This is a genomic window from uncultured Sanguibacteroides sp., assembly GCF_900543425.1.
Lineage (GTDB): Bacteria > Bacteroidota > Bacteroidia > Bacteroidales > Marinifilaceae > Gabonibacter.
The window spans coordinates 132,018-156,669 of record NZ_UQRQ01000004.1; the positions used below are offsets into that span (position 1 = coordinate 132,018).

Annotated in this window: 19 protein-coding genes, 1 tRNA gene and 1 riboswitch; of the genes, 6 read left to right on the top strand and 14 right to left on the bottom strand. The window is 40.3% G+C overall.

What is annotated here, in order from left to right; all coding sequences use genetic code 11:
- Nucleotides 1-78 precede the first annotated feature (78 nt).
- The gene (locus tag QZR76_RS03390) at nucleotides 79-810 is read left to right on the top strand and encodes a transposase (protein ID WP_294140396.1); all 732 of its coding nucleotides are present in this window, start codon (nucleotides 79-81) and stop codon (nucleotides 808-810) included.
- Nucleotides 811-887: 77 nt separating this feature from the next.
- Here the strand turns inward: QZR76_RS03390 and QZR76_RS03395 are convergent.
- From QZR76_RS03395 to aspS, 7 genes are all read right to left on the bottom strand, one after another.
- Nucleotides 888-961 (bottom strand) — tRNA-Ala (locus QZR76_RS03395).
- A 266-nt stretch (nucleotides 962-1,227) separates the two neighbouring features.
- Nucleotides 1,228-2,262: an endonuclease/exonuclease/phosphatase family protein gene (locus QZR76_RS03400; protein ID WP_294140398.1), complete on the bottom strand. Its 1,035-nt coding sequence runs from the start codon at nucleotides 2,260-2,262 to the stop codon at nucleotides 1,228-1,230.
- A gap of 39 nt (nucleotides 2,263-2,301) precedes the next feature.
- Nucleotides 2,302-3,237 carry a rhomboid family intramembrane serine protease gene (locus QZR76_RS03405; protein ID WP_294140400.1) on the bottom strand — a complete coding sequence of 312 codons (936 nt, stop codon included), beginning with the start codon at nucleotides 3,235-3,237 and terminating at the stop codon, nucleotides 2,302-2,304.
- 6 nt (nucleotides 3,238-3,243) lie between these two features.
- The gene (locus tag QZR76_RS03410) at nucleotides 3,244-4,062 is read right to left on the bottom strand and encodes a rhomboid family intramembrane serine protease (protein ID WP_294140402.1); all 819 of its coding nucleotides are present in this window, start codon (nucleotides 4,060-4,062) and stop codon (nucleotides 3,244-3,246) included.
- Nucleotides 4,055-5,326: a regulatory iron-sulfur-containing complex subunit RicT gene (ricT, locus tag QZR76_RS03415; RefSeq protein WP_294140404.1), complete on the bottom strand. Its 1,272-nt coding sequence runs from the start codon at nucleotides 5,324-5,326 to the stop codon at nucleotides 4,055-4,057. The genes QZR76_RS03410 and ricT overlap by 8 nt, the downstream gene beginning before the upstream one ends.
- 100 nt (nucleotides 5,327-5,426) lie before the next feature.
- Entirely contained in the window at nucleotides 5,427-6,554 is a 1,128-nt protein-coding gene (locus QZR76_RS03420; RefSeq protein ID WP_294140406.1) for a DNA polymerase III subunit, read from the bottom strand.
- Between the two features lie 53 nt (nucleotides 6,555-6,607).
- Nucleotides 6,608-8,362, bottom strand: a complete 1,755-nt coding sequence (gene aspS / locus QZR76_RS03425) for an aspartate--tRNA ligase (RefSeq protein ID WP_294140408.1) — start codon at nucleotides 8,360-8,362, stop codon at nucleotides 6,608-6,610.
- Nucleotides 8,363-8,753: 391 nt separating this feature from the next.
- Between aspS and QZR76_RS03430 the strand changes: the two genes are divergently transcribed.
- Together QZR76_RS03430 and tyrS are read left to right on the top strand one after the other, a co-directional pair.
- The gene (locus QZR76_RS03430; RefSeq protein ID WP_294140410.1) at nucleotides 8,754-9,233 is read left to right on the top strand and encodes a CvpA family protein; all 480 of its coding nucleotides are present in this window, start codon (nucleotides 8,754-8,756) and stop codon (nucleotides 9,231-9,233) included.
- Nucleotides 9,234-9,261: 28 nt separating this feature from the next.
- Nucleotides 9,262-10,554, top strand: coding sequence for a tyrosine--tRNA ligase (tyrS, locus tag QZR76_RS03435; RefSeq protein ID WP_294140411.1), 1,293 nt, complete (start codon nucleotides 9,262-9,264; stop codon nucleotides 10,552-10,554).
- 31 nt (nucleotides 10,555-10,585) lie between these two features.
- Here tyrS and QZR76_RS03440 read toward each other — a convergent pair whose 3' ends face one another.
- The 3 genes from QZR76_RS03440 to QZR76_RS03450 form a co-directional block, all read right to left on the bottom strand.
- A complete protein-coding gene (locus tag QZR76_RS03440; RefSeq protein WP_294140412.1) occupies nucleotides 10,586-13,828 on the bottom strand; it encodes a hypothetical protein in 3,243 nt (1,080 codons plus the stop codon).
- A 334-nt stretch (nucleotides 13,829-14,162) separates the two neighbouring features.
- Complete coding sequence (hflX, locus tag QZR76_RS03445) at nucleotides 14,163-15,386, bottom strand: GTPase HflX (protein WP_294140413.1); 1,224 nt, start codon at nucleotides 15,384-15,386, stop codon at nucleotides 14,163-14,165.
- A gap of 62 nt (nucleotides 15,387-15,448) precedes the next feature.
- Complete coding sequence (locus tag QZR76_RS03450) at nucleotides 15,449-16,141, bottom strand: energy transducer TonB (protein WP_294140415.1); 693 nt, start codon at nucleotides 16,139-16,141, stop codon at nucleotides 15,449-15,451.
- Between the two features lie 485 nt (nucleotides 16,142-16,626).
- On the opposite strand from QZR76_RS03450, the gene QZR76_RS03455 reads away from it, so the two are divergent.
- Nucleotides 16,627-17,310, top strand: a complete 684-nt coding sequence (locus QZR76_RS03455; RefSeq protein WP_294140416.1) for a 4'-phosphopantetheinyl transferase superfamily protein — start codon at nucleotides 16,627-16,629, stop codon at nucleotides 17,308-17,310.
- A 31-nt stretch (nucleotides 17,311-17,341) separates the two neighbouring features.
- Here QZR76_RS03455 and QZR76_RS03460 read toward each other — a convergent pair whose 3' ends face one another.
- The 4 genes from QZR76_RS03460 to QZR76_RS03475 all read right to left on the bottom strand — a co-directional run bounded on the left by QZR76_RS03460 (nucleotide 17,342) and on the right by QZR76_RS03475 (nucleotide 22,112).
- Nucleotides 17,342-18,331, bottom strand: a complete 990-nt coding sequence (locus tag QZR76_RS03460; protein ID WP_294140418.1) for an aspartate-semialdehyde dehydrogenase — start codon at nucleotides 18,329-18,331, stop codon at nucleotides 17,342-17,344.
- A gap of 104 nt (nucleotides 18,332-18,435) precedes the next feature.
- Nucleotides 18,436-20,076: a lipid A phosphoethanolamine transferase gene (locus QZR76_RS03465; protein ID WP_294140420.1), complete on the bottom strand. Its 1,641-nt coding sequence runs from the start codon at nucleotides 20,074-20,076 to the stop codon at nucleotides 18,436-18,438.
- A 61-nt stretch (nucleotides 20,077-20,137) separates the two neighbouring features.
- Nucleotides 20,138-21,313 carry a BamA/TamA family outer membrane protein gene (locus QZR76_RS03470; protein WP_294140422.1) on the bottom strand — a complete coding sequence of 392 codons (1,176 nt, stop codon included), beginning with the start codon at nucleotides 21,311-21,313 and terminating at the stop codon, nucleotides 20,138-20,140.
- A 91-nt stretch (nucleotides 21,314-21,404) separates the two neighbouring features.
- Nucleotides 21,405-22,112 carry a precorrin-2 C(20)-methyltransferase gene (locus QZR76_RS03475; protein ID WP_294140424.1) on the bottom strand — a complete coding sequence of 236 codons (708 nt, stop codon included), beginning with the start codon at nucleotides 22,110-22,112 and terminating at the stop codon, nucleotides 21,405-21,407.
- Nucleotides 22,113-22,223: 111 nt separating this feature from the next.
- Nucleotides 22,224-22,420, top strand: a riboswitch (cobalamin riboswitch).
- Between the two features lie 131 nt (nucleotides 22,421-22,551).
- Here QZR76_RS03475 and QZR76_RS03480 point away from each other — a divergent pair.
- Nucleotides 22,552-23,607, top strand: coding sequence for an ABC transporter substrate-binding protein (locus QZR76_RS03480; protein ID WP_294140479.1), 1,056 nt, complete (start codon nucleotides 22,552-22,554; stop codon nucleotides 23,605-23,607).
- 4 nt (nucleotides 23,608-23,611) lie between these two features.
- Nucleotides 23,612-24,652, top strand: a complete 1,041-nt coding sequence (locus QZR76_RS03485; protein ID WP_294140426.1) for an iron ABC transporter permease — start codon at nucleotides 23,612-23,614, stop codon at nucleotides 24,650-24,652.

The window sequence follows — 24,652 nt, forward strand, 5'->3', positions numbered from 1 at the left end:
TAGGGACGGGGCAAAAGTGCTATTTGGAAAATTTCGTATTTTTTCTTAAATTTGACATACAGCTAAATTTCTTTGATCATGTCCAGGCAAGCTCGTCAACGTTCGGTTACAGGTATTTACCATGTTATTCAACGTGGTATCGACCAAATGATGATTTTTCGTAACGATGATGACCGTCAGATGTTTTTAAACCTTTTAAGTATAGAGGCTGGTGAATTTTTTAAGATATATTGCTATTGTTTGATGGATAACCATATACATTTCATTGCAGAAAGTAATAATCTTAGTTTTCATGTTCATCGTATTGCTTCGGTCTATGCTATGTGGTTTAATCAGAAATATGGACGTCGAGGCTATCTTTTCCAAGATCGTTTTAAAAGTGAAGTAATAGAAGAGGAAGGATATTTATTGCGGTGTTTCAGGTATATTTTGAATAATCCGGTAAAAGCAGGAATGAGTCGTAATGTTGCTGATTATAAATGGAGTAGTTACCATGCGTGCTTTAACAAAAGCAATTCTTTTGTTGTAACTGATTTTCTAAATCTTTTTTTTGATAGAGAAGAGGATTTACGGGCTTATTTGCGAGAAGAGGGGCAAGAAGAGTGTATGGATATTGATCAGAATTATCAATTGAACGATGGTGAGGTACAAGGATTATTGGAAGAAAAACTAAATGGTAAAAGGTTAACGGAATTTTCTGTAGGAGAACAAAAACAGATTTTAAGGGAAATGAAACAAAATCCTGGTGTCAGGAATCGTCAGCTTGCCCGAATTACGGGGATTGGTTTTAATATTATTCGGCGTTTATAAAATAGCACTTTTGCCCCGTCCCTAAATGCTATAAAAAAGAAATAACAGCCTATTTTTAGACTGTTATCAATGAATTGTGGAGAATAACGGAATCGAACCGTCGACCTTTTGACTGCCAGTCAAACGCTCTAGCCAACTGAGCTAATTCCCCATTTGCGGTGCAAATATAGATAAAAATCCGAAAATAAGAAATTCGGGAGAGAAGAATTTCTTATTTGGGACGAATAGTTCCATGCCGTTTTAATTTACAACGGTCGATTGTCTATCATATCTGGAATAACTCTTACGGGGCTTGGATGTTTTTGTCGGTCATGTTTTTTATTCACGATCTTCCGTAACTTGCTTTGCTCTGATAGCTCGTCAAACGGCTACTTCGAAGATTAAACACGATTTTCGCCGTTCACGGTTTATGCTCTGTTATTTTTTGAGTTTACTCTGGATGGGGTAGTGGTCTGAAAATTTAACGGTGTCCCGGAGGTAGGAGACGGTTTCGAACGAAAAGGAGTGAAGGATGTGGTCGATACGGAAGGAGGGAAATTCTCCGATATAGGTGTTGCCCAGTCCTCGTCCTTTTTCGACAAAACTGTCTTTCATGTTGTCGTCCAGTGTGCTATAAGTGTAGGAGAGGGGTGTATCGTTGAAGTCTCCGCACAGGATAACGGGATAGGGGGATTGGTTCATGTGTTTTTTGATGATTTCGGCTTGTCGGGCTCTGTTTTTGTTGGCGGCAATCAACAGGGATACGATAGAGTGGACTTCTTCAGATACGGCCTGTCCTTTTCCTTCCGATAGTTTTTGAAGGAGCTTCCGGTCTTTGTCTCCTAACCGGTAGGATTCTAAATGGACGCAATATACTCGTATGGTGTCGTTTGAGATGACGACATCCGCGTAAATGCAGGCGGCCGTATATTTTTTGTCGAAATCGATGAAACCTGTGTGTAACAGGGGAGTGCGAGATAAGATAGCAATATCTTTTCGATTGTAATGGTAAGGATAGGTTGAGAATTTTTCAAAAATTCCGGTTTGTTGGGGAACCTCCTGAAGACAGACGAGGTCTCCCGGGAATCGATTGATGTATTCTTCTAATTGTCGAGGAGTCTCTTTTTGTTTAGACCAACCGTATATATCCATTTGTCGGACGTTGTAGGAGAGGAGGGAGATGTCGTATGGTGTATTTCCGGATGCCGGGCCGTTCATGCCGTAATAGGTTCTCATAAAAGGATATCCCGCGGCTAATACGAGTAGAATGAGCCAGGCCATTTTTTTCCAACATGCAATCCAATAAAGGAGTAGGATTAGATTGACGATCAAGAGATAGTGATAAGCTAACCCCAAGAGAGAGGAAATATAACAAGTATTCGGGTTGACATAGGGAGAGGTATAACTCCCCAATAGACCCAGAATAGCCGTCCAGGTAATGATTCTGATAAGGATGTCTATGATTCGTTTCAACCTGATTCTTTTTATGGATTTTGTCGATTTCGTCCGGAATTAATTTTTTCTTCCCGATTTGAACAAAATTTCCTTCTCTTCTTTTGTTAAACTCTCGTATCCCGATTTAGAGATCTTATCCAGAATATCGTTGATCCGGTCGTCTTTTTGCTTTTTGTACTCGTTGTATTCTCTATCGTTCATATCCGATACCTTCTTTTTGTATTTTCCCCGCATGTTTTTCCGGGGAACAAATAGCTTTCCGATCTTTTCAAAGAGGTTGATAATACCGCTTGCAATATCCCGGTTTTTTCGAATACCCAACGTAAAAAGATAGCCGAAAAGGGCTCCGCCCAAGTGGGCTATATGTCCTCCGGCATTCCCCGAAGGGATACTGATGATATCGATTGCTGCCGTAAAAAGGGCCAGGTGAATCAGTTTTACCGGGCCGATCAGGAAAATATAGATCCGGTGGTTCGGCAAATAAGTACAAACAGCAAATACAATGGCCATGATGGAAGCCGAAGCTCCCACGGCCCATGAAAAATAGCGTTCCGTGGCAAAAGCCGGAAAGATGGCATAGGCAGCCATGTAAACGATGGCTCCCGACACTCCGCCGAGAATATATATTCCCGTCAGTTTTCGTTCCGAGAAATAGTTTAAGAAAATGCTTCCGAACCAGTATAGCCATAGCATATTAAACAGCAGGTGGAAAAACCCGAACTGTGTGAACATGTATGTAACGATGGTCCAGGGTGTGCGCAGAAGATTGTAAGGATAAGCGGGGACACCCAGGTATGGCAATAAGAAGTTGTCCATTTCCCGATAGCCGGCTAATAAAAAAAATACAGATACTAACTTGATGATAATGAAAGCTGCAATGTTAATGTAAATTAGCCGGCTAAGGGCCGATCCTTGCTTGAAAGAGCGTTTTATTCCGCTCCAAATTCCTTCGGAAAAAGAGTTATTGCCATATGAGTTATAATATGCAGACATGATCTATTAATAAAAACGTTTACTGTGTTTACTCCAATAACGTATCATAAAGAAACCGAACAGCATTCCTCCCAAGTGAGCAAAATGGGCCACGTTATCTCCCACTTGATTTTGAATACCTAAATATAACTCTGCGGCTCCATAGAAAAGAACGAAATATTTAGCCTTGATCGGTATCGGAATGAACATAAGAAATAGTTCCGTGTTGGGAAACAACATACCGAATGCCAGTAAAATACCGAAAACAGCTCCGGAAGCTCCGATCATCGGGACATTAACGTATCCCTGTATGACGTTTTGATAAATAGCCTCTGCTGTTTTGATGTATTCTTGGGAATTCGGTTGGTTGGTCCAACCGTCAATAAATGAGACTAAGTCATTCGGAATCCCTCCTAAACGAGCTCGTAAAAATTCTGCTAATAGACCGGGGTCCGGTGTGTTTTGAAAGGCATAGAATTCCTCTTGCATGTTATGGTAACCGTACCAGCTGACCAACGAATAGAGTAGTGCCGCTCCTATTCCCGTAACCATGTAGTATATGACAAAACGTTTGCTTCCCCAAACCGATTCAAGAATACGGCCGAACATAAATACGGCGAACATATTGAAGAACATATGTGTTAACCCTTCTTGGGTAAACATATGAGTAATGTATTGATAAAAAGCAAAGTGTTTGGATTCCGGAAGATGTAATCCCAGGATATTGACCAAATCGATACCGGATCTTTTTCCCACGATGTTTATCAGCAGAAAAATGATCACGTTGATGATGATGATCACTTTTACCGCTGGGGTAATATTTGAAAGCGGACGATAATTACTCATTTTTGTTCGGTTTTGTGTTTTGTTTGTTTACCGGTTTATGCTGTCTGTTTTCCACTTTGTTCACCGGTTTGTTTCCATTGGAATTATTCGCTTCCGTTCGGTTGTTGTTTTTTTGTACGTTTTTCCGGTTATTTCTGTTTTTGGAATAATTCTTTCTGGGCTGTTTCTTTTCGTCGAAACGATTTAAACTTTCCTCTCCTACTCCATCCGTGTATTTGATATCCTCCGGTCGTTTCTCGTTTGTGTCCAGAGCTTTAGGTGGAATATATCCTCTTTTGTTCATGGCGATGATCTCTTTCACCCGCTCTACGGGAAGTTTAATTAGAGCTCCCTTCCCCTCTTTATCATAGGTGTAAGACATGGAACGTCCGAATATATCGGTCTTTTGGTGATAAAGCATGCCTTCGCCGGTGTTTAGCCAGATATTGGAAGAAGGGAAATCTTTTTGTTCGTCAATATAAGCATCCACTTCATAGTTGAGACAACACTTTAGCTTGCCGCATTGGCCGGCCAGTTTTTGAGGATTCAGGGAGATATCCTGATAACGCGCCGCAGAGGTCGATACCGATATAAAGTTGGTGATAAAGGTCGAGCAACATAGTTTTCGTCCGCATGAGCCGATACCGCCTATGCGTCCTGCTTCCTGCCGGGCCCCGATTTGTTTCATCTCGATTCGGATGTGAAAGGTCTCGGCCAGTACTTTAATTAATTTCCGAAAATCCACCCGATCTCCGGCAATATAATAGAAAATAGCTTTTGTTTTATCTCCCTGGTATTCGACATCTCCAATTTTCATGTCCAAATTCAGGTCGGCAGCAATCTTACGGGACTTAATCATGGTATCGTACTCGAGAGCAATGGCTTGTTGCCATTTTTCGATATCATGCGGTTTTGCTTTTCGATATACTTTTTTCAGCGGATTCCGTTCCAGATCTACCCGTTTCAATCGCATCTGTTCCCGGACTAATTCTCCTGTCAGGGAAACGATACCGATATCATGTCCTAAAGCTGCTTCTACGGCAACAATATCTCCGATATTAAGATTCAGATTGCTATTGTTCAGGTAGAAGCCTTTCCTTGTATTTTTAAAACGAACCTCGACAATTTCGGAAGTACTACAACCTTCCGGAATATCTTGCATCCAATTGTATTCCGTCAATTTACCGGCGAGTAAACGATGGTCTATCACCGGAACAATCGGATAGGGTTGTTTATTTTGGCTTTCGGGATTTTCCCGGATTTCTTCATTTATTTCTTCACTCATACGTTATGACTAAAAGTTAAAAATTAAAAGCTAAAAGTTACGACTGAAAATTAGGTTGTTTTCTGTTTTCACTTTTATGGTCAACACAACTTATTGCTGACTATGGACGAATATTTTGCATTACTTTAATGCAAAGATCCGTGAATATGATTTTCCCGTTTCCGTTGCGTATGATATCGCTATAAGCTCTTTCAAACTCCTCGTAAAGCGGGATGACGTTACCTTCATGTACATAAGGAGAAAATTTTACGGAAAAATCTTTCTCCCGTTTGGTCATGTATACTATATTTTCGAGATCAAAGTTTCTGACAAAATTTTCTCGTATCATTCGAATACAATGAGCCAGAAAACTTTTTTGTCGTTCTCTTCCCAAAACGGCAAGTTCATTGACGAATTCATTGACCGTTAGCATCTTTCTCTCCCAACACAAGCGCATCATCTGAATGAATTTTTCCTGATTATAAACGGACTCTTCCGTTTCATCAAGAATTTTAAGAGCCTTTAACCAACTTCCGGAGGCCACGTGAGCGACTTCTCTGGCGGAATCCGGAGATAGTTTTTGGGTACGGATCAATTGTTCTGCAATTTCTTCTTGTCCGAGAGGGGGGATATGAATACGTTGCGTTCTGGATAAAATGGTATTAATAATCTCTTCCGGATGTTCAGAGATCAACAGAAAGAGGGTTTTCGGATAGGGCTCTTCCAAAATTTTGAGTAATTTATTCGAGCACTCCGGTTTCATTTTTTCCGGTAGCCATATGATCATTACTTTATAATCCGATTCAAAAGGTTTTAGTGCCAGTTTTCTCAGGATGTTTCCACTTTCTTCCGTGTAGATCATGGCTTGTGCATTCTCGTCGGCTCCCATGGCAGACAGCCAGTTTTCCAAGTCCGTATAGGGATTACTTAATAGTAAATTTCGCCATTCGTTGAGGTATTCGTCACTAATGGGAAGTTTGATTCTGGTGGATTTTACCACGGGAAAGACGAAGTGCAGGTCCGGATGAATTAATTTTTGCATCTTTCTGCAAGCCGGGCAGACCCCACAAGCTTCCTCGTGTTTGTCGCCCGTGCAAAAAAGATATTGTGCAAAAGCCAAGGCCAGAGCCAGACTACCGGAGCCTGTTTCTCCGGTAAATAACTGCGCATGACTTACTCTTCCCGATTGCAAAGAGGCGAGTAGTCGCTGTTTTATCTCTTCATGGCCTATGACTTCTTTAAAAAACACAGATCAAATTTTAGGTTGACGATTGAAATAACGGTATGGTCTTTAGTAATCCGTTATTTGCAATTGCCGGTTAAATGGATATTCAGTTCTTTTAATTGTTCTTCCGAGATTTCAGAAGGAGAGTCGATCATGACGTCTCTTCCTGAATTATTTTTCGGAAAAGCTATGACATCCCGGATAGAATCCAGCCCGGCAAACATGGAGGCCAGGCGATCAAAACCGAAAGCGATTCCGCCGTGGGGAGGTGCTCCGTATTTGAAGGCTCCTATCAGGAAACCGAATTGAGCTTGTGCCGCTTCATGAGTAAACCCAAGGCAATCAAACATTTTGGATTGTAAGTTGGAGTCGTGGATACGAATAGAACCTCCTCCTACTTCCACCCCGTTGATCACCATATCGTAAGCATTTGCCCGAACTTTTCCCGGATCGGTGTCCATCAGAGAAATATCTTCCGGTTTGGGAGAAGTAAAAGGATGATGCATAGCGTAGAAGCGTTGCGTCTCTTCATCCCATTCCAATAGAGGGAAATCTACAACCCATAAAGGCTTGAATACATTTTTATCCCGTAATCCCAAACGATTTCCCATTTCCAAGCGCAATTCGCTCAATTGGGGTAAGGTTTTCATTTTAGGACCTACTAAAATGAGAAGCAAGTCTCCCGGCTGAGCTTTACAAGCTTCTGCCCACTGTTTCAAATCGGTTTCATCGTAAAATTTATCCACGGAAGATTTGAGGGTTCCGTCCTCGTTATATTTCACGTAAACCAATCCTTTAGCCCCGATTTGAGAACGTTTTACAAATTCCGTCAGTTCATCCAGTTGTTTGCGGGTATAATGGGCGCATCGAGAGGCACATATGGCTCCGATGTATTCTGCATCATCAAAGACGATAAAGCCTTTTCCTTTGGCAATGGCTGTCAGGTCGACAAATTTCATATCAAAACGGATATCCGGTTTGTCACATCCGTAATATTCCATAGCATCAGCCCATGTCATGCGGGGAAGAGCCGGAATATCAACGTTTCGAATCTCTTTAAACAAGTGACGAATTAATCCTTCGAACACCTCTAATACATCTTCCTGTTCGACAAAGGACATTTCACAGTCAATCTGGGTAAATTCGGGTTGACGATCGGCCCGTAAATCTTCATCCCGGAAACATTTTACAATTTGGAAATAACGGTCGAATCCGGAGATCATAAGTAATTGCTTAAATGTTTGCGGGCTTTGGGGCAAGGCATAAAATTGTCCCGGGTTCATCCGCGAGGGAACGACAAAATCACGGGCTCCTTCCGGTGTACTTTTGATTAGAACAGGGGTTTCTATCTCTATAAACTCCTGATTACTCAGATAATTACGTACAATCTGGGCCATTCGATGTCTTAATTCAAGATTTTTTCTAACAGTTGCCCGCCGTAAATCCAAATATCGATACTTCATTCGTATATCGTCTCCTCCGTCGGTTTGATCTTCAATGGTGAACGGAGGTACCTCGGAAGTACTTAATATATTTAGCTCTTTGATTAAGATTTCGATTTCTCCGGTAGGAATTTTATTGTTTTTGCTGGCTCTTTCGACCACGGTTCCTTTTACTTGGATGACATATTCCCGTCCTAATTTTTCCGTTATTTTTTTTATCTCGTCCGGAGCAGATTCTTCCACGACTAACTGTGTAATACCATAACGGTCTCTCAAGTCCACGAATGACATGGCACCTAATCGTCTTACTTTTTGAACCCAGCCACTGAGACAAACGCTCTCATTTACGTTTTCTATCCGTAATTGTCCACAAGTATGTGTTCTATACATAGTTTTACTATTAAATATTTGGATTCGGAGCTACTCCTAAGTCCTCTTTTGTTTTTATATGACTTTTGTTATAGGATATAATTCGCCTATTTAACAATTTGCGAAAATAATAAGAATTTATCAGTTTCTGGCGCTAATCCCATAAAAAATCAGTATATGAAGTCAACGGATTAAAAATAGGTATTCGAGGTTTTTCGATGGATTGTAATCAAGCATTCTATTTCGGATAAATTTTCTATGGAACGAATCCTCTTTTTCCTGTTTTTGGGCTTCTTATGTTTCATTCTTTTGTTAAAATGCCAAATACTCCATTTATGTATGTTATTTTTTTCGGATATGAATAAACAAATTTTTATCTTTGAAACTTTATTATATGGATTGAAAGGTAGAGATGAATTATGTTGATGTGATTATTTTGCTTCCTTTGGTATATGGAGCATATAAAGGTTTTACTTCCGGATTAATTGTAGAGATGTCGACGCTGTTCGCGTTGATCTTAGGCGTATTCATATCTTTAAAGTACGGAGGCGTGACGGAGGCGTTTTTGAAAGATTTTATCGATATCCCTGTTTCTTATTCTTATTACGTGGCTTTTGCGGTAACCTTTCTGTTGGTTGTTATCGTTATTCATTTGTTGGGAAAGTTGTTGACGAAATTAGTCGATATGGTTTCTTTGGGACTTTTTAATAAGTTATTCGGAATTCTGTTAGGGACGGTGAAGGCTGCCATTGTGGTATGTGTCATTTTGTTTGTTATCAATGCATTGGACTCTAAATATGATTTTATTCCTGCAAAAACGAAGAATCAGAGCATGTTGTATTATCCTTTTGTTAATTTTGCAAATGGAGTCTATCAGAGTGCTGTAAATTAATTGTCAAAATCCTATAAATTGAGAATCGATGAATTTTGTTGAAGAATTAAAATGGCGGGGTATGATTCATAATATCATGCCGGGAACAGAGGAGCAACTGACGAAAGAGCAGACAACGGCTTACGTGGGTATCGATCCCACGGCAGATTCGTTGCACGTGGGGCATTTGGTGTCGGTTATGATGATGAAACATCTTCAAATGGCAGGTCATAAGCCTATTTTTTTAATAGGAGGGGCGACCGGAATGATAGGGGACCCGAGTGGTAAATCCCTGGAAAGGAATTTGTTGGACGAGACGACCGTGCAGAAAAATATGGATGGAATCAGGGCGCAGTTGTCGAAGTTTATTGATTTTAATTCCGATGCTCCGAATGCCGCGATCATGGTAAATAATTATGATTGGATGAAGAATTTTACCTTTCTTGATTTTATCCGGGAGGTAGGAAAACATATTACCGTAAATTACATGATGGCCAAAGATTCGGTGAAGAAGCGGTTGAGTGCCGATTCTACACAAGGCTTGTCTTTTACCGAGTTCACGTATCAATTGGTTCAAGGGTATGATTTTTTGCATTTACGTCGTCATTATAATTGTCTTTTGCAGATGGGAGGGTCGGATCAGTGGGGAAATATTACGACGGGAGGAGAATTGATTCGTCGGAAAGACGGAGCGGAGGCTTATGGTTTGACTTGGCCCTTGATGACGAAGAGTGATGGTAAAAAGTTCGGAAAGACGGAATCCGGTAATATCTGGCTGGACCCCCAACGGACTTCTCCTTATAAATTTTATCAATTCTGGCTGAATGCCACGGATGAAGATGCGGAGAAATACATTAAGATTTTTACGATCCTTCCTCCGGCAGAAATCGATGCATTGATTCTCGAGCATCATGATGCTCCGCATCTGAGAAAATTACAGAAGGTTCTGGCGAAAGAAATAACCTGTCTGATTCATAGTCCGGAGGCTTACGAAGCCGCCGTGGAAGCTTCTCAAATTTTATTTGGAAATGCAACTTCGGATGCATTGAAGCGTTTGGATGAAGATACTTTGTTAGCGGTTTTCGAGGGTGTACCTCAATATGATATCTTACGTTCAGATTTGGAAGCGGGGATCTCTATCGTGGATTTGTTGGCCGAGAAAACATCAATTATGTCTTCTAAGGGGGAAGCTCGGCGTGCATTGAAGTCAAATGCTATCAGTATCAATAAAGAGAAGATAACGGATCAGGAACTGATCGTGAATGCAGGTTTCCTGATCGATGATAAGTTTGTTTTATTGCAAAGCGGGAAAAAGAATTATTTCTTGCTGAATGTCAAATAAATAATAAAAGCGACCTTTTAGGTCGCTTTTATTATGGTAATTTCACCCATTTGACTGCATCTGCAAAAATCAATTGGTCGGGATAAGCTCCCGTGTCGAGTAACGTTATTTTTGCTTTTCCTGCCGGGCATGTATATTTGCCAAGAGATATCCAACCGCTTCCCACGTTATTGATCTCCAAAATCACTTTTTCTTCTCCCTCCCGGTGTGAGAAAATATAAGTTTGCGTGGGATTTTTTTCTTGTTCTTCCTCTTCCGGGTCTCCGATACGATGGGGTTTTATACCCAATTCTCCGCCAAATTCATTATTGTAGACGAATAGTTCGTATTTACCTTCTGTCGGCAGTTGAGTTTCCCATTCTACGCGAGTCTCTCCTGTCCCGGATTTCTTACAATAATAGCTTCTGATAATATCACCGTAAGCATTCTCATGTATATAAGGAGTCCACTTTACCGGAAATTCATAGGGGGATTGTATGGCAATCACATGCTTCTTTTTTGTTAGCTTTTGTAAAAGATTATTGGGTTCGACCAAATGAAAACCGGGATCGTTATTATCCACGATAAACTCGTTGGCCTTGGGACAGAATGTTATTGTGTTCGTATCGAAGATGCCGGTTATCACATGTGAGGAGGAGGTGATAGGGATACGGGAGAAGTTATAATTTGCCGGTATATTTTGAGAAAGATTCGTGTGTAGCCGGACTGTAATGTCTTTGGGACAATCTCCCGGAAACCAGCTCCTGATCTCTTTGCTTGTACCGGCAGGTATAACGTATAATTCCGGCTGTACTGCATAGTACCTGGAATAGCAGTAACCGGAAATAGAGATTACCCCGTCAACTTCTCCTTTATTCCATACATTGAGGGAACGGATATGTCCGATTTTTCCAGCCTGTTCGACATTCTCAATCTGGATATTTTTAATAAGAAAAACAGGTAGCCTGTTCTCCTTGTATAATTTGCGGGTACAGGCAATCAAATCCAACCCGAATTGTTGTTGAAATTCTTGTCCGTATTGCTCGAACGAAACAGTTTTAAATAGATTGCGTTGAACGAAATCCCGCGTAAAAGAGTAAAATTTATCGTAGGGAATATCACAAAGTAGGCGTTTTAGCAATATATTGGCTTTTGCCTTCAATATATCGTTGAGGAAAGGAGATATTGCTGTGTCTTGTAATGCCTTTTCTAAGCTATGTTTTTTTAAATATTCCAAGATAATCGGGTTTGTGGTTGGTTCTGTAACAAAGTCTTCCGGGTTTTGTTGTTGCCTAAAGGTTTGAAAAATCAAATTAATTCCCTGAAAATCAATAGATGATATATGAAAATTGAAGTTTTGTAGGGAGGAGAGATCGTATTCGTTTTTAAGTTGTATCCATGGTTTTTTACGGGATGAGATTTTAATGAATAAATTTTCGGGACGGATAAAACGGGTTGTTCCGAATGCGGATTGGTAAGGAGATACATAAATAACATCTTCTTCCTGTTTGGGTTTCATGTGGATAGGACGAGCGAGCAATGCTTCTCTTTCCGGTCGAAAAATGATTTCCGGTTGTACATATTCGCTTCCTTTTTTCCATTCCCGACTGTAGGCGCAAAAATGTACAGGTGTTTCTACCATGGCTAATTTGTCAAACTTGTATTCCCTGATTTGCTTGTACATATTCGCAATGAAATCTTGCGGAGAATCATAACCGTCGGTCATAAATTCATGTCCTTTAAAAAGATATAACTCGTAAAGGCAGGAATCGATAAGAACTGATCTCCGGGAATAATTTCCGATACAAAGGGAAAGGCTTGGAAGTTTCTTCCTGTTCGTAAAATGTACCGTGTCGTTCGAAGTGTTGCTTATTCCTTGAGACACGGGTAAACGTTCTTTTTCTCCCACGACGTCAAGACTGAAATCGATAAATGTTTCCGTTGTTGTCAATGGCGAGAGAACATTTACCGGGGGCAGACTTGTCGGATACCATAGGTTTTCCGGGGTTAATAAGGTAAATTTTTTTTGTAAAAAATGAGTTTCTTTGCCGAAACGGAAGAAAGAATGACTTCGGGTGATATCTTGCGAGGATAAATCTTTTATCTCGGGATAACTAATTTCGGGTACTATTTTTCCTTTATATTCTACTTGTATGTTTTGTTCCTGTTGGGGAGATAGCGGTAAATAAATATTGATAACTTGATGATCTCGCCGATAGGTTAAGGAGTGGCCGTTATGTGTAAGGGAAATAATCTCCAAACCTGGATTCAGGTAAAGTATGAAAGAATCTAATGGTTTATCCGAGGGATTCAGTATGGTCAATTGACTTTTGGCGATATAACTTTTCTCTTTTTGTTCAAAGGTGATATGATGTTTGTTAATTTGAATCTTAGGTGTTTCCTCGTATTTCGCGAAGATCTCCCGGTACAATGCCCGTTTGGATATTTCCAGGTGGATGCTGTAAAGAAAACTTCCTGCCGGAAGTATCCCCACAAGTAATAGTATAATTCCAGCTTTTTTATATTTGATCGGATGGTGTGGGATATTTGGTATTCGCTGGAAAAATGCGGCTCCTAAAATAAACAGTCCGCATCCCCAGAGTAAGAATGTCATTCTTTGAAGAAGATAGAGATTTAGACCTGAAAAGCCGGTCCATTCTGAAAAGGCATTCGGGAGGGAGGAGGCAAAAAGATCAAAAGCTCCGTGAAAAAATTGATTTCCGTGCATGATCTCGATATAAAGAAAGGCGAGGAGAATAATAAAAGATAACGCTTGGTTATGGATAATACTTTTAAGAAAAATAGTTAATCCTGTGATAAAAATCAAAGTAGGTAATGTTAAGGTACTAAAATAAAAGATGTAGGGCCAGAGCGCAAATGGTGAATCGCTGGCGAATAAATGGATAAATAACGCGATTCCTGTCAGAACGAAGTCTAAGCAAAATAACACGATTAATGTTCCTGATGTTTTTCCCAATAAATATTTGATATTGTTGAAATCATGTACCTGAATAGAGGATAACGTGTCCAGTTTCTGTTCTCTGTATAGAAATCCTCCACTCAGCAAAACAATAATGATAACTTGTAAATAGTTTACGATATAGGCATTGGCGAATGGAAAGGAGGAAATTAAAGAAATTACGGACCAGCTTGGTGAACTTAAATTACTTTGTGCGGTAAGTTGTAGTCCGGCCGTAAAAATAACGGCAATTAATACGATAAAACGAAAACTCCATTCTCTGGTTAGTGTTTTTATCTCGTAATGGACGATCGATCTGAAGGATGGGAAACTCATGCTTATTTTTATTTCTATAACAAAGTATAACGAATGACAACAGGGGTTTGGGTCGTAATTCTTACTGTCGCTTCAGCTGACAGAGATGTACGAATGCATAGGAATATCCCTGATATTGCATGTTTTAAAAATTTTTTCATAAGATAGTTCTTTGTTATTAGTAAATTAATACGAATATATGTATATAATATTTATAAAGCAAGAGTAAATGATAAAATTGGACTCAGTTTAAGGTTGATTGTATTTAAGTATCAAACAAATAGAGTTCGGAATTGTTCCGAACTCTATTTGTTTGATTGTCGTGTTTTATAATATCTTAATAATATATTATTTATCAATTATCAATTGTAGTGTCTTGATACAGAAAGTCATTAAACGGAAAACGTGCTGAATGAATCTCTTTTGTGATTTCGTATAATTTTTCTTTTAGTTCTTCGATGTTTTCTTTGTTTTTAGCTGATATATATACGGTTTCTCCTCCTTGTTTAGCCATCCACATTTGTTTGAGATCATCAAGGTTGTAATTTTCCCGTTCGATAGGGGTCAGGTCATCTTCCTCTTTAGGGACAAACGTGAAGGCATCGATTTTGTTAAAAATCATAATGGTCGGTTTCGGATTTTCGATTAATTCTGTTAATGTTTCGTTGACAACCCGGACTTGATCTTCGAATTGAGGATGAGAGATATCTACGACATGTAAGATCACATCGGCTTCCCGGACTTCGTCTAAGGTCGATTTGAAGGACTCAACCAGATGATGGGGCAGTTTGCGGATAAAACCGACGGTGTCGGCTAATAGAAGCGGTACGTTTTTAATGGCAATTTTTCGTACGGTCGTATCTAATGTTGCGAATAGTTTGTTTTCCGCGAATACTTCCGATTTACTTAATAAATTCATCAAAGTAGATTTACCCACATTGGTATATCCGACGAGGGCGACCCGAACCAATTTCCCCCTGTTTTTACGTTGGGTAATCATCTGTTTATCTATTTTATCGAGTTGCTCTTTTAGGCGGGAGATCTTATCCCGAATGATTCTTCGGTCTGTTTCGATTTCCGTTTCTCCGGGACCTCGTAAACCGATACCTCCCTTTTGCCGCTCCAAGTGGGTCCACATTCCCGTTAAACGAGGTAGGAGGTATTGGTATTGTGCCAGTTCGACCTGAGCTTTTGCCTCTGCGGTCCGGGCTCTTTTGGCGAATATATCCAGGATCAGGTTGGTTCGATCGAGTACCTTTCTTCCTTTCAGTTCCCGTTCTATATTGCGAAGTTGGGTAGGGGTCAATTCGTCATCGAAGATAATCAAATCGATGTCGTTTTCTTCCACGTAATTTTTGATCTCTTCCAATTTCCCTTTACCAATAAAGGTTGCCGTTACCGGTTTGTCCAGATTTTGTGTGAAAACTTTCACGGTTTCGGCTCCGGCCGTTTCGGCCAGGAAGGCTAATTCGTCTAAGTATTCACACATGATGTCGTAGTTGATATTTTCTGATTGTAGGGCCACACCTACAAGAATTGCTTTTTCTGCTTGTTTTTCCGTATAAAAATAATTCCCCATAAATAACGATAAATAAGGGGCTGACGATTACGACAGCCCCTTGTTATAATTTAAAATCTTTTTTATTGATTCTTCAATTGGAAATTGATAGGTACAGTAAAAGAAACTTTTACAGCTGTTCCTCTCTGTTTCCCCGGTTTCCACTTGGGCATGGATTTGATAACACGGATGGCTTCCTGATCAAGAGACGAATCTACCCCGCGCATCACTTTTATGTCACCAACGGTTCCGTCCTTTCCGACCACGAACTGAATAATGACTTTACCCTGTACTCCATTCTCCTGAGCAATCATCGGATATTTCACATGTTTGTTAATCCATTTGGTGATATCTCCTCCCGGGAAGACCGGCATGTCTTCTACCGTTATGAAAACATCATCTTCTCCTGTTGCATCCGGGTCATACTCCCCATCGTAGTCGTAGTCTGTAGGTTCCCTGTTCTCAACGTCAGCTTCAACGTCTTCAATCTCCAGTTGTTCCTCGATGTCCGAATCATCCTCAACAATATCGATTAAGTCTGTTAATTTCGGCGCAGGTGGAGGAGGTGGAGGAGGTTTCAGCATTTGTTGTGTAACTGGGATGACCTCTTCTTCCATTGTAGGCTCTGCCACGGTCATAAATCCTTCTTCGACGGTAGTGCTTACTTTCCATTCGAAAGCGAAGAATAAGACAGCCAAGGCCACAATCAAACCGATTTCGAAGAAAACTCCTTTTCTTCTTTCCAGGTCTGCTTTCGGTGATTTCTTTACTTCCATTTTATTAGTTTAAATATGTGCTTACTATTATTCCACTTTTCGTTTGTAAAGATAAGCAATATGGAGAGAAATAACAAGTTTTTTTCGAATAAAATGTTAAATGAAAAATTAATGTCTTTTAAAATCTTGTTAATGTGTGAGTAGGAGGTTGAAATAGAATAAAATAAAAAGAGGCAGCTTTGTAGGACTGCCACTTTTCGGGATGTTCGTATTGTATGTAAATCACTGTATGTATCTTTTTTCTTGTAAAGGCTTTTTTTATTTTCTGCCTTTCTGTTTAAATGTTATTCAAACGTTAATTTGATGATGTAAAAATAGAATATAAAAATGAGAAAAACAATTTTTCAAGAGACAAATGTGAATATTTTCTTAATTTTTTTGTGATCGAGGCTTAAATTAACGTTAATTATGTATTTCCGGCGCTTCAAAAGCTAAAAACAGACGTTCCGGGATAGAAATTCAAGTAAGTTTTTTACATTTGTATCATGCTCGAGGTATTTTATATTTATATGCCTTCAACCATAAGGTATGAGGAAGTTTCAATCGGATTGAGAAAATGGGTATCTGAAGAGACTTGTCGAGAAATTGCTTTATACAGAAGCGAGCGAGTAAAGTTATTCCGGTTGACAGGGGAGGCCTTAGTACGTTACGTGTTGAATAAGTATTGGCATATTGCTCCTTTTTCCTACCGAATTTTAAGACAAGAAAAAGGAAAACCTTATTTGGAAGGAGTTTCGGATCTTTTTTTTAATATTTCTCATTCCGGAGATTACCTGGTATGTGCTTTTTCTGATCGGGTTGTGGGAATCGATATAGAAAAGAGGCAAAAGGCTCGAATAGAAGTGGCTTCTCGTTTTTTCCATCCTTTGGAAATAGAGCAGTTGAAATCCGTATCGGTAGAGAGAAAAGATCAATTGTTTTATGACTTTTGGTCGGTAAAAGAGAGTTTTTTGAAATATACGGGAACCGGCTTGACCCGTCCGTTGAATAGTTTTCAGGTTACTTTTGAAGAGCGTGGTGTTTTTTTACACGAAGGAGACAAGAAACTACCATTAGAAGTCAGGGAATGTCCGGTTGATCACCGGTATTCCTGTTTTGTATGCGGCAGGCAAAAAGAACCTCCTCATGTTCAGGAATTTTTAATTTCGGCTTTAAGTAGGGATGAGTAAAACGATCGCTACTTAAAGCCGAAAATGAAAATTATAATAATTGATACTTATTCAGGTATTCTGCTATTTGAATGGCATTGGTCGCTGCTCCTTTGCGCAGGTTGTCGGATACGACCCACATGTTAAGGCTATTTTCCCGGGAGAAATCCCGTCGGATACGTCCCACGAAGACTTCGTCTTTTTCGTTAGCCGTAAGTGCCATCGGATAGATATTTTGTGACGGATCGTCTTCCACGACCACTCCGGGGGTTTGAGACAGTAAATTTCGAACGTCATCTAAATCATAATCGTATTCGAATTCTATGTTGATACTCTCGGAATGTCCGCCTGTCACGGGAACCCGTACGGCAGTTGCCGTTACCTTTACGGAGTCGTCGTTTAAAATTTTACAGGTTTCATTCGTCAGTTTCATTTCCTCTTTCGTGTAACCGTTCTCTGTAAAAGAGTCGCAATGAGGCAGGCAATTGCGGTCAATGGGATGTGCATAGGTTTTTTTTACCTCTTTGCCTTCCCGTTCTCCTTCAAGTTGCATGATCCCTTTTAAGCCGCTTCCGGTAACGGACTGGTAAGTGGACACAACCATTCGTTTGATTTTGTATTTTTTGTGGAGAGGAGCTATTGCCATGAGCATTTGTATGGTAGAACAGTTCGGGTTGGCAATAATTTTATCGTTTCGAGTTAATGTATCGGCATTGATCTCGGGAATAATTAGTTTTTTGGTCGGATCCATTCTCCAGGCCGAAGAGTTGTCTATGACGGTGATTCCCGCGGCTGCAAATTGAGGAGCCCATTCCAGGGAAGTTTCTCCTCCGGCTGAAAAAATGGCCACTTGAGGTTTCATTTGAATGGCTTCCCGGATACCCACTACTTTATACATTCGATTTCTGAATGCGATTTCCTTACCCACGGAGCGTTCGCTGGCTACGGGGATTAATTCGGTTACGGGGAAATTTCTTTCATCCAGAACTTGCAACATTTTTCTTCCGACAAGACCTGTCGCTCCTACTACAGCTACTTTCATGTTTTTTAAATTTTGCAATCGATATATTGGGATTGCAGGGTTTATGATTAATGATATTAAAACAACGGCAAATATATAATATTTTAATCTACAATTAATCGTTGTCAATCATCATGGTTTAACTTCATTTTTTGAATGTATTCTTTGTCTTGCTTTTTCATACCCATGAGATAGTAGTTGACGGGTTTGTCATGATCGTTTAAGTACATGCGGGGGCGACGCTTGAATTCCGGACTGACCAGAGATAAATCCGGTCTGAAGTAAGAAGTCCGAATGTCTGCTAAGTCCAGTAATGTGTGGAAAATAGCACTTGTCGAAACCGGGGCGTCGGCGTGCGTAACGGCTTGAGAGTAATGTTCCGGTTTGAGTGTTTTGTAGGACTCGGAAAACCACAGGAAGAAAGGAATATGTATTTGATAAATGGTAGGGATGGGAGAAGCATGAAGAAATTTCTTCCGGCTGTCATCCAATAGATCTTCTCCGTGGTCCGGTGAGTATAATAGAGCTGATTCCGCCTGGTTTTCATTCAACAGTTGGATAATGTCGGCCAGGAAATTGTCGGTATAACGAATACTATTGTCGTAAGCATTAATCAATTGTTGCTTGTATTTGTATTCGATCCCCGATGTATTATCTGGTAAATAAGCGGCGAATTCTGCCGGATATCGTTCCCGGTAGTTAAAATGTGATCCATAGGTATGGAGTACGATGAAAAGGTTGTCGGGTAAGGAATCGATACATTGCTTAAGTAAGGGAATTAAGGCTTGATCGTAATTGTTTTCGGTGATTAATCCTCCTTCTAATGGTAATCGGATTGTTTTATAGATATCCGCTTCGGAGGCGAAATAATCCGTAAAAGAGCGGTTGGGAATTTGATTGGAAAAAAAAGCGGTTTTGAAACCGACTTCTTTAAAGGCGGTAATAATACTTTTTTGGGTATAAAGAGCCTCGTAATGTTCCGCATCCGCGGCAGAAAGAATTAAAGGAACGCTTTTATGCGTGGTATTGGATTGGGTGAGAGCGTCTTTATACAATACTAAATTTTCTGTCGCTTTTAAACGGGGATTGGTTTCCCTTTCATACCCCCATAAACTCCAATTTTTGGCACGGGAAGCTTCTCCGATAACGAGCACGTAAATTTCTCTCTTTTCGGAAACAAGGGAATCCCGGGTAGCATGAAAGGTGAAATTTTTAGAAGTATTCGGATAGATTTCACTACGATGCCATTTATGAATGGCATATCCCAGGTTATAAAATATATTGGCAGGATAGATATCCGTTTTTACTTCATAGCTGTTGTCCCGTGATTTTTCAAAAACGATGCCCCCCGACGTTAGTAGGAGTAAAACAATACCTCCTATGATCGTACGTCGGCGAAATACCGCGGGATAGATTACTTTATAGTGTACCGACATGGAGGCAATAACAATGGTCGGAATATAAAGTACACAGACCAGAATAATAGCCGGCCATAAGCTATTTAATAGTTCACCCGCTTCGGAAGCGTTGGTCGTTGGTAAATTCAGAAACATGTCAACGGCGATAACGGATTCTCCGAAAAGATAAAACAGAACCATTTGAAAGGCGTGAAATATCAATAAGGGAATTAGGATCAGTTGGATTAATCCGGCCCTTTTAAGTAAGGAGAATACGATAAGGTATACTCCTAAAGGGGCAATGATAAGCATAATCCTCCCTAATCCCGAAAGAGGTTCCGTGAAGATTAAGAAGCAGTTAGGTATCATGTTTAGGATAATGAAAAACCAAAAAACTGCTTTGGGCTTTTTCGTGAAATTGGAAATATGTTTAAAAAGCTTCATTAATATTGAAGTAGAATGCACTCTGTCCTTTACCGAAACCATAATCTAATCTTACGTTAACTCTATTTTTAAATTCCCAACGATACCCCAATCCGTAAGAGGGAAGGGTTTGACTCCACTTGAATTTATCCGTTTTCGGAAAAACGTTTCCGGCTCCTCCCCAAACAACAACACCGTGTCGGTTATAGATTTTTTGCCGGAGTTCAACTTGGGTTTGAACCATATCGTTGTCCCTGTATTGCCCTTCATAATATCCGCGCATTCGATAGGACCCTCCTAATAGGGCTACCATACTCCATGGGGTATCTCCATAATTGAAGGTACCTTGTATCTCTGAGGCAAGAATACCTCCTTTCCATAGTTTATGGTAATAGCGGAGTTCGACACTCGTTCTATTGAAATCATAGTCGTTTCCTAAGAATTTAGGAAAGAACTGTTGTTCTAATTTGGCATAAAATCCTTCGCTTGGATTCGGAATAAAATCTCTCGAATCATAGGAGGCCACGATCCCGGGACCGAAACAGGAGATACTGCTCTTTTCTCCGTTGAGGAATGAGATATCTTTGAAGTCTTTTCCATTCACGTTTCTAAACATCAAGTTCGGTCCCACGTAGGTGTGTTTGGCAACCTTGAATAAGAAGTCCAGTTTGATTTGGTTCTCCAGTCGTTTAAAAGTCGTGCTGGAATCCCTATAGCCGGCTTCGTATCCGATTCCCCAGTAAGAACTTGGGAAAGAGAAAAAATAGATATTTCCGTCGATTCGAAATTTATCTTTGGGAAAAATCGTATTCCCGCGAATACCTAATAGGTAAAATCCGGTTGTGGTGATATCGCCGTAAATAGAAACGTTGGAGGGAGAAATGGATTTATCGGAACGATCCAATCGGTATAAACCGGAAGCAACCAATCCGATACCTAATTTTGTATCACTCGAGAAATGGGGTCCTCCGATAATGGAGAAATCAAATTTTTTCTCTTCTTTCACTTCGTTCGATTCGGCAAAATAACGATAAAAACGCTTGAAAAAATTATCCTTTTTTATTTTCACAGAATCCGGAGTCTCTTTTATGCTGTCCCTTTTTTCTATTAATCCGTTTGCCCTGCCTTGGAATATACCAAAGCCAAACAGGAGAATAAAGATATATAGTGATCGTTGAATCATATCTTGTTTTGTTGGAGATAGTTTGGAATATGGATTTTAATACACTGTTTTAATTCTGTTAGATGATGTACGCAAGATTTATGCCATTTGTTCACTTTTTGATGATCATCAAAGAAAAATAAGGAAACTCTTTCGTCATGATCTTATCTTTGTCTTGACAATATAGCTCTCCGGTTGTTCCGATATTTTCAAAATAATGAACGTGAAGTGACGGGTTCTTTGCTATGAAACGGTGAATATTTTCCGTGCATTGTGAAAGCTTCATAATAACAATGACATAGTTTTTCCCTATCAGGCTTTGAAGCTCTTCCGTGGAAACGGTGCCGGGAAGAACAATTAGTTTTTCTTCCTGTTTCACAACATGGAGACCGGCCAATGCTCCGGCCGCAATAAAAGCCGGAATACCGGCTGATGTGGTAATGGGGAGTCCGGCGTTTGATAGTTTTTCAAACAGGTAGTTACCGGAAGAATAGAAACCGGAGTCTCCTTCTGCTGTAATGGATATAATTTCCCCTTTGTTTATTTTTTCCCGGATTTCCAGGGCTATTTGATCGTAAATCCGATTGGCTTCCGTCCGGTCTTTTGACATAGAGACCGGAAAACAATGGATTCGGGTAGTATCTACGGGTAATTCCTGCAAAATGGTTAAAGACCGGGATTTTAAATTACCGTTTTTGTCTACGGTCCCCGGGCAGTATATGCTTGTCGATTCTTGTAAGGCTTTTAGTGCTTTAATCGTGATTAATTCCGGATCACCCGGTCCTAATGAGACGTTTATGATTTTTCCTGTTATCGCCATATCTATGATTTTAATCGTAAAAAGCAAATTTGAATCTCTTTATGATCTCTGGTTCATAAATTTGCGGGGGCAAAAGTCGTAAAAAAAAGAATGTGATCAAAATAATATTTATATCTTTGCATGCGTCTTGGTATTTCCGTAAGGGAAAAGGGAATCCGGTGAAATTCCGGGGCTGTCCCCGCAGCTGTAAAGTCAATCGCTATCTCGCAATGAGGTAGATCTTTTCGGTACAACCACTGAAATGTGTCTGTTTTGGGAAGGAGAAAAGATGACAAGCCAGAAAACCTGCCAGATATGTACGTTGATTAAATTTAATCTTTCGGAGGAGAAGAAAATGAATACTTTCATGCGGTTATCTTTAGTATTGCTATTATTTGTCGGTTTATTTTCTTGTAAATCAGGAAAACGCCAGGGTAAGACCGTTTCAGTAGTGTCCGGTATGGAGACGGAAGCAGATACCGTGGGACAGATCCGGTTGAAGTACGCCCAAGGTTTTCGGGTTGAATACCGGAAAGATTATTTCTTATTGGAGGTACAAGATCCACAGAATAAAAACAGCATCTGTTATCAGTTTGTTTTAAGAAAACGGGGAAGTAATGCCTCTCTTCCCGAGGGGATACCCGTAATTGATCTTCCGGTCAGACACTTGATCTGTATGACCTCTTTACAATTGTCCAATGTTATTAAATTGGGTGCCATGGATCGGGTAGTCGGAATTACCAGTACGCGCTATCTTTTTAATAAAACCATGCAGGAACAAGTAGCGGAGGGAAAAACCCGGAAAATCGGCATTGAAGGGAATTTTGATAATGAGGTAATTATGAGTATTAATCCGGATTTGATGTTGATTTCTCCTTTCAAACGTGGAGGATATGATGCGGTAAAAGATATAGGTATTCCTTTGGTCCCTCATTTGGGTTATAAGGAGATGACTCCTTTGGGACAAGCCGAGTGGATTAAGTTTACCGGTTTATTGTTGGGGATGGAAGAGGATGCGAATCGAATATTTGGTCAGATTGAGCAGCGATATAATGAATTAAAGCAGTTGGTGAAGGACGTGAAGCGACGCCCGGTTGTTTTTAGTGGAGAGTTGAGGGGAGGCGTATGGTATGCGGTCGGGGGAAAAAGCTTCCTGGCCCAATTGTTTCATGATGCGGGAGCCGATTATTTTTTAAAAGATGATCCCCGGTCGGGGGGAGTCACCCTTGATTTTGAGACGGTTTACAATCAGGCCGAGAGTGCCGATTATTGGCGAATCGCGAATAGTTTTGCCGGAGAGTATAGTTATGATGCGTTGAGAGCACAGGATGAACGATATGCAGACTTTAGAGCGTTCCGGCAGAAGGGGGTGATTTATTGTAATATGAGGGAGAAACCTTTTTACGAGAGTATGCCGGCCGAGCCGGATATTGTTTTGGCTGATATGATTAAGGTATTTCATCCGGAGTTGTTGCCTGATTATCAACCGGTATATTATGATTTATTAAAAAAGTAGGAAGATGAACGTACGGAGAAATACGGTATTGATTTTTTTCATTATAGTATTTATTATCGTCTTTTTGTTGCTGAATCTGGTTTTAGGATCGGTTTCCATTCCTTTTACCTCCGTGTGGAATGTATTGACAGGAGGAGAGGGAGAACCGGTAGCTTGGCAGAATATCGTATGGAAGTCTCGTTTGCCTCAGGCATTGACGGCATTGGTCGCGGGAGCCGGGTTGTCTATTAGCGGATTACAGATGCAAACGATTTTTCGAAACCCTTTGGCTGGTCCTTCTGTATTAGGAATTAGTTCCGGTGCCAGCTTGGGTGTTGCTTTCGTTGTACTTCTTTCAGGTAATCTCGGTGGGGTAGCTTTGAGTCGTTTAGGATTTATAGGCGAGGTGGCCATGTCCGTTGCTGCCGTGATAGGAGCCTTATCTGTTATGGCTTTGATCGTTTTTGCTTCAGGAAAGATAAAAGGGAGTGTTACCTTATTGATTATCGGAGTGATGATCGGTTATATTGCCAATGCGATTATAGGGGTATTGAAATTCTTTAGCGTAGAGGAGGATATCAAAGCTTATGTTATCTGGGGCTTGGGAAGTTTCTCCCGGGTATCGGGTAATCAGATGATGTTGTTTGTCGGAATTATGGTGGTGATTATTCCTCTTTCATTTTTGTTGATTAAATCCTTGAATTTATTGATGCTGGGGGACGGGTATGCTCGTAATTTAGGATTAAATATAAAAAGAGCCCGGGTGGAAGTAATTACTTGTGCCGGAGTTTTAACGGCTATTGTAACAGCTTATTGCGGGCCGATTATTTTTTTGGGTTTAGCGGTTCCTCATTTGTGTCGGGCTATATTTCAAACTTCGGATCATCGAATGTTGATGCCTGCTTCTATGCTGGTAGGAGCAGCTTTGGCTTTGGCCTGTAATTTGATCGCTCGTTTACCTGGGTTTGAAGGGGCTCTTCCGGTCAATTCCGTGACCGCCTTGGTGGGAGCTCCCGTGGTTGCTTCTGTTTTGTTCAGGAAACGAAAAGGGGATTGGAATGAATAA